General features: G+C 55.6%; 12 protein-coding genes. 3 read left to right on the top strand and 9 right to left on the bottom strand.

The window, feature by feature from the left end; genetic code table 11:
• Positions 1–11: 11 nt before the first annotated feature.
• Positions 12–1,298 carry a lytic murein transglycosylase gene (locus ACZ1HV_RS19225; RefSeq protein ID WP_472716032.1) on the bottom strand — a complete coding sequence of 429 codons (1,287 nt, stop codon included), beginning with the start codon at positions 1,296–1,298 and terminating at the stop codon, positions 12–14.
• Between the two features lie 77 nt (positions 1,299–1,375).
• Entirely contained in the window at positions 1,376–2,842 is a 1,467-nt protein-coding gene (locus ACZ1HV_RS19220) for an outer membrane beta-barrel protein (RefSeq protein WP_472716031.1), read from the bottom strand.
• Between the two features lie 196 nt (positions 2,843–3,038).
• Between ACZ1HV_RS19220 and ACZ1HV_RS19215 the strand changes: the two genes are divergently transcribed.
• The 3 genes from ACZ1HV_RS19215 (at position 3,039) to ACZ1HV_RS19205 (ending at position 5,846) form a co-directional block, all read left to right on the top strand.
• Positions 3,039–4,052 carry a KpsF/GutQ family sugar-phosphate isomerase gene (locus tag ACZ1HV_RS19215; RefSeq protein ID WP_298819775.1) on the top strand — a complete coding sequence of 338 codons (1,014 nt, stop codon included), beginning with the start codon at positions 3,039–3,041 and terminating at the stop codon, positions 4,050–4,052.
• 156 nt (positions 4,053–4,208) lie between these two features.
• Positions 4,209–4,976 (top strand): motility protein A, encoded by a 768-nt coding sequence (locus ACZ1HV_RS19210; protein ID WP_298819773.1) that lies wholly within the window; start codon positions 4,209–4,211, stop codon positions 4,974–4,976.
• 15 nt (positions 4,977–4,991) lie between these two features.
• The gene (locus tag ACZ1HV_RS19205) at positions 4,992–5,846 is read left to right on the top strand and encodes a flagellar motor protein MotB (RefSeq protein WP_298960919.1); all 855 of its coding nucleotides are present in this window, start codon (positions 4,992–4,994) and stop codon (positions 5,844–5,846) included.
• A 44-nt stretch (positions 5,847–5,890) separates the two neighbouring features.
• Here ACZ1HV_RS19205 and ACZ1HV_RS19200 read toward each other — a convergent pair whose 3' ends face one another.
• The 7 genes from ACZ1HV_RS19200 to ACZ1HV_RS19170 form a co-directional block, all read right to left on the bottom strand.
• Entirely contained in the window at positions 5,891–6,346 is a 456-nt protein-coding gene (locus ACZ1HV_RS19200) for an NfeD family protein (RefSeq protein ID WP_298819769.1), read from the bottom strand.
• Positions 6,343–7,323 (bottom strand): SPFH domain-containing protein, encoded by a 981-nt coding sequence (locus tag ACZ1HV_RS19195; RefSeq protein ID WP_298820168.1) that lies wholly within the window; start codon positions 7,321–7,323, stop codon positions 6,343–6,345. The genes ACZ1HV_RS19200 and ACZ1HV_RS19195 overlap by 4 nt, the downstream gene beginning before the upstream one ends.
• Positions 7,324–7,574: 251 nt before the next feature.
• Entirely contained in the window at positions 7,575–8,690 is a 1,116-nt protein-coding gene (gene hemH / locus ACZ1HV_RS19190) for a ferrochelatase (protein WP_472716030.1), read from the bottom strand.
• Positions 8,691–8,839: 149 nt separating this feature from the next.
• Positions 8,840–10,078 carry a phenylacetate--CoA ligase family protein gene (locus tag ACZ1HV_RS19185; protein WP_472716029.1) on the bottom strand — a complete coding sequence of 413 codons (1,239 nt, stop codon included), beginning with the start codon at positions 10,076–10,078 and terminating at the stop codon, positions 8,840–8,842.
• 30 nt (positions 10,079–10,108) lie between these two features.
• Positions 10,109–10,963: an ABC transporter ATP-binding protein gene (locus ACZ1HV_RS19180; protein ID WP_472716028.1), complete on the bottom strand. Its 855-nt coding sequence runs from the start codon at positions 10,961–10,963 to the stop codon at positions 10,109–10,111.
• A gap of 58 nt (positions 10,964–11,021) precedes the next feature.
• Positions 11,022–12,353, bottom strand: a complete 1,332-nt coding sequence (locus ACZ1HV_RS19175) for an ABC transporter substrate-binding protein (protein ID WP_298819761.1) — start codon at positions 12,351–12,353, stop codon at positions 11,022–11,024.
• A 107-nt stretch (positions 12,354–12,460) separates the two neighbouring features.
• On the bottom strand, positions 12,461–13,537 hold the full coding sequence (locus ACZ1HV_RS19170; RefSeq protein WP_298819759.1) for a branched-chain amino acid ABC transporter permease: 1,077 nt from the start codon (positions 13,535–13,537) through the stop codon (positions 12,461–12,463).
• Between the last annotated feature and the right edge of the window lie 13 nt (positions 13,538–13,550).

The raw sequence follows: 13,550 nt of genomic DNA, 5'->3' as shown, positions 1-13,550 counted from the left end.
ATGGCGGCAGTTTAACTGTCGACTTTCAAACGCGCCAGCAAAACAACAGAGGCATAGCCATCCGGGATCATGCCACGCGAACGTTGATATGCCCTGATTCCACGACGTGTCGCTGGCCCGACTTTGCCGTCTGCTGTTCCAACCGAAAATCCACGGCGGTTTAGCAACTTCTGGAGCTCCGCGGTCTCGGTGCGGTTCAGTGGCATGTGCTCGCGCGACCAGTCTCCGGCAAGAGGACCGCCGCCGATGATCCGGTCCGCCAGATGGCCTACAGCCAGGGCATAAGCAGTCGCGTTATTGTACCGCTTGATGACGTAAAAATTGCGCAGCATCAGAAACGCCGGGCCGCTGGCACCTGCAGGCAACACGAGAATGCCCTTGTCGGAGGGACGCGGAAAGCCTTTGCCATTGATCCGCTGTACACCTGCCTTGTGCCACGCACCTAGTGTCTTCGTCTTCTCGCCATCTGCAAGATTATAGTCGAAACCCGCCGGCAGCCGAACTTCATAGCCCCAGGTCTTTCCTGTCTGCCAGCCATGTTTCTTCAGATAGTTCGCCGTTGAGGCAAGCGCATCGGGAATGGATGTCCAGATGTCGCGGCGACCATCGCCATTATAGTCGGCTGCATAGGCTTTCCAGCTGGACGGCATAAACTGCGTGTGCCCCATGGCGCCGGCCCATGAGCCTTCCATGTCCTTGAACTGTACATGGCCTGCCTGCACGATTGCCAGTGCGGTCAACAGCTCGCGCTGCCAAAAACTCTTTCTGCGCGGTGCGGCATAGGCAAGCGTCGCAAGGGCCTGAACGACATTGTGGCGGCCCATGAAGCCGCCATAGTTGGTTTCCATGCCCCAGATTGCCAGCACCGCTTCCCGGTCAACGCCATAACGGGCTTCGATCTGCCTCAGGACAGGACCATATTCCTGCAAAAGCTCACGGCCTTTTTCGACCCGCGTATCGGATACAGCGCTGTCCAGATAATCCCAGATGGGTTTGACAAATTCGGACTGCTTGCTCATCAGTCGAAGCGTGTCGTTGTCCGGCTCCATGCCCGTAAAGACGGCATTGTAGGTATTGGCGGAAATTCCCACTGCCTGGGCTTTTGGCCAGAAGTCCCGAACAAACCTGTCAAATCCGGCATCCGCGAATGCCGTGTTGGCTGAAACCGATAACACACCTGCAAGCAACAATGGTGTCAGCCGTTGCGCTCCAGCAGACCGGATCGGTTTTGCTCGCGACACAAGAAATCGGGACAGCGTCTTGATCACGTTAGACGTTTGCCGTGCAATGCTCCGCATCAGGGCCTCCTTAACGCCCAAATCTGTGTTGTACTGCCCCCGGCACTATCAATGATGCTTATTTGGTTAGCTTATAGTTAATGCCGGAAACGAAGACCGGCTTCAATCGCATTTTCCGAGTAATCGCTCCCGCTTTCAGAGCTGTCAAATCGGCGATGCGTGTAGTCAGCCGTAATCGCCACGTTTTGCGTCAATGCAAATGTGACACCGCCAAAGCCGGTCAAAGTACTTTCTTCGATCGATATACCCTCATAGGTTCGATAGCTGTAACCAACCCCTGTTTCTCCGACCAGACGGTCGCTGAATGCATGTGCAAGCCGAATATCGCCCGAATAGATAATCGACCCGCTTGCGCCGTCAATATCCGTCGCCTCAAAGCTGGTTCCAAGCCCGGCAGTCACGGTCGTCAACCGGCTTGGAGACCAGACAAGCGATCCATCAATGACAAGTCCGGACAAACTGTCCAATCGGTCGTCGTCAATGTCTTCAATCCGCCAACCAACGCCAACTTCGCCATTCATCTTGGGGCCCGACGCGATTGTGACACCGCCTCTCAGCTCATACCCGTTCGCATCGCGGTTTTCGCAGAGGCTGTCGTTACAGGCCTCTTCAAACCGGCGCAGCAACAACGACCCTTCCACGAAAGGAGCAATAACACTGCCTGTGTTGGCGTCGAGCCTCAGACTTGCCGAATAGAGTGTATTGTCACGGTCACTGTTCGTGGTGCCACCGTCATCCGCAGTATAGATACTGCGGTCAGCGCCAAGCCCAGCTGTTGCGGCCAGGAGACCGATACTCCGCGTTGCGCTGAGACTTCCGGAAAGCTGGTGAACATTGTCCGTTCCGCTGGCTGATTCTGCACTGCCATCTTCTTCGCGCGTAAAAGTATAAGCAAGGCCAGTGGTGACCTGGGTCGCCTCACTGACATCCAGTCTCAGGTTTGCTGCAGCAAATATCGAGGCATCATTGTCATCGGAGTTTTCCGGATATCCGGTGTAGGTTCCCCGCAGCGAAGCATCGAACTGGTGCCGCGACCATCCCGATGTAAGCGAGATATCCGGTGAAATCCGGTAAAGTCCGCCGGCGGTTCCATCCGCCGACTGGGCAGTATTGTCCGAATAGCCGGTCATGAACGTCACTTGCGGTATCAATGTGAACGAACCTAGGCGTATGCCTTCTGCGGCATCAAAGGTTGTGTCGCCACCAAATACGCTTGTGTCTAGTCCCGGACCAGAAATCGGCACAGCCCTCCCGACAGCGGCAATCCGATCGGAAAGTGGACGGACTGGCGTCACCCGGCCATTAGTGCCAAGACCGGTCGATCCGGTTTCCGCGGCAGCTGCGTTAAGCGTGCGGCGAAGTGCAAAAACGTTGGCTTGTGCCGGGTTGGTTTGAGACGCTGCAGCCTGATCGGCTGTATCTTCTGCATCAAGAGCGTCTGCCGGATCACCACTACCACGCAATTCGGTCACTGCCGTCTGTGCAGCAGCGGGTGCCGCCTGCAATACGGCACAACAGACAAAAAAGGGCAGGATACGGCGCATGAAGCTTGTAGAACCAGTCGACGTCGGGATCCCGTTCAAATTGACGAAGGTTGGTTAATGCTTCGTTTCTTTTTCGCATTTTGATAGTTTGAACAAAGATTCAAATTCTAATGCATTTAAAAGATCACAGGTTCTTGATCCTCTGATGAGAGTGGCCTAGAGCTACACCATTCAAGAAAAAGAAAAGTTGCATTCAATGACCAAGCCGTTGCTCGATGCCGTTTCAGAAGAAACAAATGACATTGCGTCTCATTGTCTTGTTTCCGCAGAACGCACGCTGGAAACAGAAATCGCAGGCTTGAGCGCGGTCAGAGCTGCATTGAAAAACGGGCTATCCGCCAGCTTCCAGCAAACCTTCGACCTTATCCGGAAGAGCCCAGGTCGCGTCATCGTCACCGGGATCGGCAAAAGTGGCCACATCGGCACGAAAATTGCCGCCAGCCTCGCGTCGACCGGAACGCCTTCCTTTTTTGTACATGCAAGCGAAGCAAGCCATGGCGACCTTGGCATGATAACGGATCAGGACGTCGTGCTGGCTCTGTCGTGGTCTGGTGAGACCCAGGAACTTGCCGGTATCGTCAGTTACACCCGCCGTTTCAAAGTCCCTCTTGTCGCCATCACATCGCGCCAGGACAGCACACTGGGCCGCGCCGCTGACCTTGTGATGAAGCTGCCAAGCGTTACGGAAGCATGCCCTCATGGCCTCGCACCGACCACATCGGCGCTCATCCAACTGGCCATCGGCGATGCTTTGGCGGTTGCACTGCTGGAAGGACGCGGCTTCACGGCACAGGATTTTCGGGTCTTTCATCCGGGCGGACGTCTCGGCGCAAGTTTGAAATCCGCAAAAGACATCATGCACTCGGATGATCGGATGCCGCTGACACCGGCCTCAACGTTGATGAGTGAGGGAATCGTGCTGATGACACAGAGAGGCTTCGGCGTCCTGGGTGTCACGGATGAGCTGCGTCAGCTGGTCGGCATCATTACTGATGGTGACTTGCGCCGTCATGTCGCTTCCAATCTTCTGGAAAAAACGGCCGGTGAAATCATGACACCGGCGCCGAAAACCGTAACGCCGGACACCCTGTCCGCGTCTATCCTGGAACTTGTGAACTCACTCTCGATCACATCTGTTTTTGTGGTCGAGGACGGTCGTCCGGTCGGCATCGTGCACTTGCACGACTTGCTTCGTATCGGCGCCGCCTGACACCCGAACGGCCTTCACAAATGCATCACGCACGGGAAAAACTGCATGCTCCGGTGCGCATTCTGTCGTTCATTAGGATTTGATTAGCCATAACCCACTTACACTGAGCCGAAGTTTCAATGGCTTGAACGCCACAAACACTGGTGTGTGTACAGAATGGATCTGGCGACATTAATCGGCATTATCGGTGCTTTCGGCGTCGTGATCACCGCCGTTTTCCTGGGCGGCAGCTTCGGTCAATTCATCGACATTCCGTCGATCCTGATCGTGCTGGGCGGCGGCCTGGCCGCTACCCTGATTCGGTTTCAGCTTTCAGATATCCTTGCTGCCTTCGTAACCGGCTTCAAAGTTGCTCTGGCGGGCAAAAACGCGAGCCCGCGAGATCTTATTTCCGAGATTACCAACCTTGGCGAAATCGTTCGCAAGTCAGGTCCGCTCGGACTTGAAAACGTCGATGTCTCTGATCCGGTGCTGGCAAAAGGTGTGCAATATGTCGCCGACGGTTATGAGCTGGAGTTCATCAAGGAAGCGATGGAACGTGAGCGCGACCTGCAGCTCACCCGCCTGTCGGAAGGAAAACGTGTTTTCAAAGCACTCGGTGATTCGGCCCCGGCTTTCGGGATGATCGGAACGCTCGTTGGTCTGGTGCAGATGCTGGCCAACATGGATGATCCGGCGGCCATTGGTCCTTCCATGGCAGTCGCCCTTCTGACGACACTCTACGGTGCGCTTGTTTCCAACATCATCTGTCTGCCCTTGGTGGACAAGTTAGACGCAAAATTTGATGTCGATGAACTCAGCCAGACACTGATTATCGACGGCGTTTGCCAAATCAGAGAATCCAAAAGTCCGGCGCTCATCAAAGAGATGCTGGTGGCGTATCTGCCTGAGAAGATACGTACCGAGCTTGCGGAAGCCGCCTAATGCGGACGGAAAACCATGGCTAGGAAGAAAAAGGCACAAGGCGGCGGCGCGCCCGATTGGCTGGTCACATTTGCTGACCTGATGTCGCTGCTCGTTTGTTTCTTCGTATTGATCATTTCATTTTCCATTCAGGACAAGGAAAAACTGCAGGTTGTTGCCGGCTCAATGCGAGAAGCTTTTGGCGTCAAGGATTCAGCTCGAAAAACCGGGATTATCGAGGTCGAGGGCATCCCGATCCGCGATTACATGAAAGACATCAGTCAGGTCGAACAGGAAGTGGACTCCGACTTCGCGACGGAGCGTCACGAAAAGCGTCGCAAACAGGGGCCGGAAGCAAACACACACGACACATTGGAAGCGGAAATTGAAAAACCGCGTCAGTTTGCGACCGCTGCAGCCTCATTGCGCCAAGCCTGGCAGGAGATGCCGGAAATTACGGAGATCTCCAACAACATAATCCTTGAGGAAACCGAAGACGGCCTCAACATCATGCTGGTCGACCAGGATGGCCGGTCTATGTTCCGCGAAGGATCCAAGTACCCTTACGAAACTACACGGCGCTTGATCGCAAAAATGGCGCCGGTCCTGGCAAAGATGCCGAACCGCGTGGAAATCACCGGCCACACAACCGCTGGTCAAATCCCTTCGAACCCAAGTTACACGGGTTGGGACCTTTCCAGCGAAAGAGCCAATATCGCACGTCAGATCTTGGCGGAATATGGTGTTCCGGGCGACCAGTTCTATGCGGTTGTCGGCAAGTCGGATACAGAACCGCTCTTTCCAAACGACCCATATCTTGCCGCCAACAGGCGCATAGGCATCCTGCTCAAGGCAGAAGAGCCACCAATACCGCCAGGTCATAAGCCCTAGTACATTAGAGGCACGCCTTGGCAATCAGGCCAGGGACCAGGGGTTCACTCGCTGGCTGAGACAACCAGGCGAGCGCCGTCGATCGAATCGACCCGCACCTTTGTACCCGCCGGCAGGTCGGGGCCGGTAATCCGCCAGATCGTATCGTCGATGGATAACTTGCCAGCGCCTTCATTCAATGGCGCAGCAAGTGTGAATTCCCTGCCGATGTAACGGCTGCCACGTTGGTTGAGACCCGGGTCCCCCTTTTCCGAGGCCAGGTTTCTCATCAAGCGTCTGCCGATCAAGAGGCTGGCCAACGACAGCACCAGAAACAGTCCGACATCTACCTGCCAGGCAAAATCAAAAAGGAGTGAAATGACCCCAACGACCAGTGCCGACAGCCCGAACCACAGGAAAATCGTACCGGGCGCCAGGATTTCCAAACCGAGCAGGAACAGGCCGAGAACGAACCAGCTCCATGGGCCGAGCGCTGCAATTGTGCTTTCGACAAGGCTCACCGATCATCCCCTTCGTTCTGACCGGTATTCGGGATCCCTGACGCAATTCTTGATCCGCTCTTGCCGTCGCCGAATGCTTCTTTCGCGATCTCGCCGATACCCGTCAATGCGCCCAGAAGCGACGTCGATTCCATCGGCAAGATCAGAGTTTTCTGATTTCTGGATGTGGCAAGAGCCTGGAACGCTTCGACATATTTGGTGGCGACGAAGTAGTTGATGGCTTGAACGTCGCCCGCCGAAATCGCCTCGCTCACCATACGCGTCGCGTTGGCTTCTGCTTCCGCTTCGCGCTCGCGTGCCTCTGAGTCACGGAATGCTGATTCCCTGCGGCCTTCCGCTTCCAGGATCAACGACTGCTTTTCACCTTCAGCTTTGAGAATCTCCGACTGACGCTTGCCTTCGGCTTCCAGGATGGACGCGCGTTTGTCTCTCTCAGCCTTCATCTGCCGAGCCATTGCATCGACAAGATCGCGTGGTGGATTGATGTCCTTGATCTCGATACGCGTGATCTTGACGCCCCAGGGCTCCGCTGCAGCATCCACAACCCGAAGGATCTTGGCGTTGATTTCATCGCGGTTCGACAGAAGGCTGTCGAGGTCCATGGATCCCATGACCGACCTGATATTGGTCATTGTCAGGTTCAGGATCGCGTTCTGCAGTCCAAGCACTTCATACGCAGCCCGCGCAGCATCAAGCACCTGATAAAACGTTACACCGTCTGCGCTGACCGTAGCATTGTCCCGGGTGATCACTTCCTGGGTGGGAACATCCAGAACCTGCTCCATCATGTTCAGCTTGTGACCGATCTTGTCAACAAAGGGAACAATGAAATTCAGACCAGGAGTCAGTGTCTTACGGTACTTTCCAAATCGTTCAATCGTATAGTTGTAGCCCTGTGGCACGGTTTTCACGCCGGCGAAGAAAACCAGAATGACCAGCAATACGAGGCCGATCAGAAAAATGTCAAATCCCGCGATTGGCATGAATATCTCCCGGAAAAAATTGAAATCTGCGGCCACTATGCGTTGTTTCACCGCCCTGTTCCAGCATCTTTCCCTTGTGACCCGAGCAGTCGGGTCGTGCAACCGGTAATATGCAAATTTGTCAGTGTTGTCGCCAAACGCAGTTAACTGCGAACTATCTTGTGCTTCAAAAAGCTCAATGCTGCAGGCACCAAGGCGTTGCCCGCACTTTTTGAAGGCTTGCGCTAACACAAGCCTTCATATCCTCACTTGAACTCAGAAGTGTTCTTGGGCAGCGGATCTTCAGATCCAGCCCCCAACTCGCGGCGGACAATATGAGCGATCACGTCCATGCCGAGTTCGCTGTCATTCAGACACGGAATATGAGTGAAGTTCTCACCGCCGCTTTCTTCAAAGATTTCTCCGGCTTCACCGGCGATCTCTTCAAGAGTTTCCAGGCAATCCGAGACAAAACCCGGGTTCATGACGGCGACGTTCTTCACCCCGTCTTTGGCCAGCTTTTCAACGGTCTTGTCGGTATAAGGCTGAAGCCATTCCTCCGGTCCGAACCGGGACTGGAAGGTCACACGCAGTTTTTGATCGTCCCAGCCAAGGACCTCGCGCATCAGCCGCGTGGATTTCATGCAATGGCAGTGATAGGGGTCGCCGCGTTTAAAGTAGGACTGCGGAATACCGTGATACGATGTCAAAAGAACGTCCGGTTCGAAATCCAGGCTCTCAAGGTGATTCTCAACCGATTTTGCAAGCGCATTCACATAAACGGGATCATCGTGATAGGGCGGGACAGTACGGATGGCCGGTTGCCAGCGCATTTTCAATAAAGACTTGCAGACCACATCATTGACTGTCGCCGTGGTGGTTGCTGAGTATTGCGGGTAAAGCGGGAAGATCAGGATCCGGTCGCACCCACTGTCCTTCAGCGCTTTGAGCCGATCCGGTATCGACGGCTGGCCGTAACGCATAGCCCAATCAACATGGATCCGTCCGTCATCGTCGCCAAGGATCTCAGCCAGTTTGTCTGACTGGCTTCGAGTGATCGTGCGAAGCGGGGACTCGTCCTTGTCATGGTTCCAGATTTCATCATATGCCTTGCCCGACTTTCCAGGACGGGTCATCAGAACTATTCCGAAAAGGATCGGGTACCAGACCGCCTTGGGCCACTCGATCACGCGTTTGTCCGTCAGAAATTCGCGTAGGTATCGGCGCATCGACCAATAATCGGTCGCATCCGGCGTTCCCAAATTGACAAGCAATATGCCAACCTTACCGCTCTTTACGGAAGGATGGCCCTCCGGCAATTTGACGGTCTTGAAATCTGCCTCGCTTTCAGCAGTCAAGGGAGCGGACGGTTGGACGGTCATCGGCGGGGGTTTTCCTCAATATCTCTGTCACTCTTGTGCCTTACATAAGCCACGCACGCGATAAGGCCAATGCGGCATATGTCATACGAGTGAGGAAAGCACCGGATCACCTGATGTCGAAGGCTCCTTCAACCTTGCCTGGGTTGGTATCAACTATACTCCCGCTCATCGGCGATAACCTTTCCGTCGTTTGGCAATCCACCTGGTGGCACGAGATGAATTTCTCCCTTTAGGCGCGTGACATCCCGCAAGGTTGCGGCCACGCGCTCGGACAAACCGTTCTCGACGGCCTCCGTTTCAACAGACAGTGTCATAGCGTCTGCTTCACCTTGCCGTACAACGGCAAGACGCGCCTTTTGCACTTCCGGATGTGCTGCCACAATTTGCGCAATCTGCGCCGGGTCGACAAACATTCCTTTGATTTTGGTACGTTGATCTGCCCGTCCCATCCAGCCGGCAAGCCGCATGTTGGTGCGCCCGCAACCTGCTTGACCAGGCACGATCTTGGAAAGGTCGCCTGTGGCAAACCTGATCAGCGGATAGAGACTGTTGAAATTGGTCACAACCAACTCACCCACTTCACCTTCGGCAACCGGTTCGCCTGTGCCGGGGCGAACGATCTCAACGATATAGTCCTCGTTGACCACCATGCCGTCGCGGCTTTCTGTTTCATAGGCAATCACGCCGAGGTCGGCAGTCGCGTAGCACTGACCGACCTGGATTCCCTGGTCTTCGTATTCCTGTCTGAGTGACGGAAACAGAGCGCCGCCGGAAACAAGGGCTTTCTTGATGGAGGAGACATCCCTGCCCTGTTCCCGGCCGCGGTCCAGGAGGACCTTCAAATAGTCAGGTGTTCCAACGAAGCCGGCCGGCTTGAGCACTTCTATGGCTTCGACCTGCGTGTCGGTATTGCCGACGCCCGCTGGAAAAACGGTGCAGCCGAGCGCAATCGCGCCTTGATCCAGGATGAAACCGCCAGGCGTCAAGTGATAGGAAAACGCATTGAGAACGACGTCACCTTTCCGAAATCCGGCGGCAAACAGGCTGCGTGCGCCGTTCCAGGCGTCAAGGCCGGGTGCCTGTGGTTCCCAGATCGGGCCTGGTGACATGAAAACTCTGGCAGCGCCTTCAAGCGTCCCGGCCAGAAAGCCACCAAAGGGCGGATTGGCCTTTTGCTTCTCCATAAGGTCGGATTTTCGCAGGACAGGAAGACCTGCCAATGCACTCCTGTCGCCAACTCCGGCAATATTCTGACCCTGAAGGTGTGCCGCCCAGCCGGGCGCGTTGGCCACCGCGTTCTTCAGAAGGTCCGGCAGCTTGGCAAAAAGATCCTGTTCGCGCAGAGCAGGATCTTGCCGCTCGCGCGTGTCAAACTGTGTGTCGCTCATGGTCGTCTCCGCCTGTTTCGGCCTGCTTGGTCAGGCCAGCCAGCGCTTCCTTCGCTTGTAGTGTTTGACATTTCGGAACGAGCGGCGACCTTCGCCACCAACGCCCAGATAGAATTCCTTCACATCCTCGTTCTCGCGCAGAGCCTTGGCATCGCCATCAAGAACGATGCGCCCGGATTCAAGGATGTAGCCATATGTTGCGTATTTCAGCGCGACGTTGGTGTTCTGCTCTGCCAGGAGAAACGAAACACCCTCATTCTGATTGAGCTGCCGCACGATTTCGAAAATTTCTTCGACAAGTTGCGGTGCCAGTCCCATGCTGGGCTCGTCGAGCAGGATCATCTTCGGTCGGCTCATCAGGGCCCGGCCAATGGCGCACATCTGCTGCTCTCCACCTGAGGTGTAGCCCGCCTGGCTGTTGCGCCGCTCGCGCAAGCGCGGAAAATAGGTGTAGACCATGTCAAGGTCTGCCTTGATGGCGCCGTGCCCGTCTTTCCGGGTGTAAGCGCCCGTCAGCAAATTCTCTTCTATGGAAAGGTGCCCGAAACAGTGGCGCCCCTCCATCACCTGGATACAACCGCGCCGAACCAGATCATTCGGCGACAAAGCCTGCACTTCAGGCCCGTCAAACAGGATCTTGCCCTTTGTGACTTCGCCGCGTTCGGCACCAAGAAGATTGGAGATCGCCTTCAAGGTCGTCGTCTTGCCGGCACCGTTGGCTCCGAGCAATGCGACGATTCCGCCTTTCGGAACTGTCAGCGAAACGCCCTTGAGCACGAGGATCACGTGGTCGTAGATAACTTCGATATTATTGACCGACAGGATCGTTTCGGCCGTCTCAACGGCTGCTTCCCCACCAGCCTTTTCTGCATCCAGCAATGCCATTCCGTCTTCTCCCGTAAGGCTCCGCCGCACGACTGAGCGCGGCGGAGCAGGCTGCCAATCAGTTCGGGCAGGGTTCAGTGCGTGCCGGCCAAGGCGCGTTCTTTTCGGCATATTCAGCCGCGGCCTTTTCCAGCATCGGGCGAACCAGGTCCGTCATCGGCTCAATCCAGCCGGATGCCTGACGCCAGGTTTTGCCGTCCCACTCCTGGATGAACACGGGATGGCTACCCGCATGGTCTTCACATGTAACCTTCATCGGATGCGCGAAGCCTTTCAGGCCCAGCTCCTCCAGACGGGCTTCGTCCAGATTGAGCGCTTCAAGACCCATACGCATGTCTTCACCAGTGATGACTTTCTTGCCGGTCAGCTCCTGCGCAGTCCGGATGCCTTCCGCAATGATCACGGAGTTCAGAACACCGCGATTGTAAAGCGTTCCACCAATGGTTCCTGCGTCTGTGGAGCTGAGGCCAGCGTCAACGACATGTTTCTTGATGTCGTCAAGCGCCGGGAAGTCGCTGCCGACACCGGAGAAGTTCATCGCCTTGTAGCCCTTGGCACCATCGCCGCCGGCTGCTGCATCGTCATCGCCTGCGGACCACCAAACGCCGATGAACTTGTTCATCGGGAACCGGATCTTGACCGCTTCCTTGATGGCGGTCGGGTTCATTGCGCCCCAACCCCACATGACCATGTAGTCAGGACGGTCACGGCGCACATTCAGCCATTGCGAGGACTGGTTCTGCATCTCCTTCACGCCGACTGGATATTGCAGCAGTTCAAAGCCGTATTTTTCGGCGAGCTGCTCCAGAAGCGGGATCGGCTCACGGCCATAACCGGCATCCAGGAAGATGTAGCCGATCTTTTTGCCCTTCAGGTTCTCCAGACCGCCTTCCTGTTCACCGATGTATTTGATGACGACGGAAGCGCCGTCCCAGTATGTATCGGGAACATTGAACACCCATGGGAAAACCGAGCCATCGGCAGCAGCAGATAGACCGTAGCCCATGGACAGGACCGGGATCTTGTCAACGCCTGCCTTCGGTATCAGCTGCAGCGTGATACCGGTGGAGTAGGGGTTATAGACCAGGGCTCCCTTGCCTTTGGTCGCTTCGTAGCATTCAACACCCTTCTGGGCGTTGTAGCCGGTCTCGCATTCTTCCAGCTCAAGCTTGACACCGCCGATACCGCCGTCGCGCTCGTTCAGCATCTTCAGATAGTCATGCATGCCGTTTGCGATGTGAATGCCGGAAGCTGCAAATGGGCCGGTCCGGTAAGTCAGCAGCGGCACATAGTTGCTGTCTTCTGCCTGGGCCACCGTTGTCATGGCGCCGGAAAGTCCGACACCAAGAGCAACAGCGGTTCCAAGCGCAAGTTGCATGATAGTTTTCATATTCACCTCCCATGCGGAGCCGGACCACCCAGCACCGCCAGACCAGTTGCGCCATTCCTCCCCGGACCGGTCCAAATCCGGATGGCGGGTGAAAAGGCTGGCAGTCCCTAATAGGGGAACGGCCAGACCCTTAGCTTTTGCTTCGCGATTTGCCATAGCCGGGCAAATCCATGCGGCTCGACAATCAGGAAGAAGATGATCAGTGCACCGACGATCATGAACGTGACATGTTCGACCGTTTCGGCCGCGATTTCGATACCAAGCGTACCTGGAATGAACTTCAGGAACACCGGCAGGATCCAGATAAAGGCGGCTCCCATGAAAGCTCCGCTGAGGCTGCCCAAGCCGCCCAGTATCACCATGAACAGGATCTGGAAGGACAGCGAGATCGAATAGGATGACGGCTCGGCGGCATTCAGCCAGAAGAACACCATCATCGCACCGGCTACGCCACAGATGTAGGATGACACTGCAAAGGCCATCAGTTTGGTCTGAAGCGGACGGATACCCATGAGTTCGGCAGCGATATCCATGTCGCGTATCATCATCCAGGCCCGCCCGATACGGCCTCGCAGGACGTTTGCCATCAGGAATGCAATTCCAGCGGTGATACACAGTACGATGAAGTAGCGAACAATCGGCGTTGCTTCCGCACCGGAGGCAACAATTCCGAACACTTCACGGTGCGGGACTTCAATTGCACCGGAGGCGTTGTAGTTGTAAAGCCAGCCGATCCGGATGAAACACCATTCCAGAAAGAACTGGGCCGCCAGGGTTGTCACCGCCAGATAAAGGCCCTTGATCCTCAGGCTCGGCAATCCGAAGATTGCGCCGATCGCTGCCGAAAAGACACCTGAAAGCAAAACCATCAGAATGACATTGGCATCAGGGAACATCGTGGTCAGCTTGTAGGCCGCATACGCGCCGACGCCCATAAAGGCACCGGTTCCCAGCGATAGCTGACCGCAGTAGCCGGTCAGGATGTTGAGCCCGATCGCCGCCAGTGAGAACACCAGGAACGGGATCATGATGGACGTCAGGAAAAAGTCATTGGCAAACGCCGGAATGATCACAAAAGCAACAACAAGGATAACGCTCAGACCAATCCGGTCCTGGAGGATCGGCATGAGAGCCTGATCCGCCTTGTAGCTTGTCTTGAACTGGCCAGCTTCACGATAAAACATTGTTCAGGAGCCT

It is taken from the genome of Roseibium sp. JB4-4, from assembly GCF_055693425.1.
The sequence above is the reverse complement of the archived record's forward strand: the minus strand, read 5'-3'. Positions and strand labels throughout refer to the sequence as shown.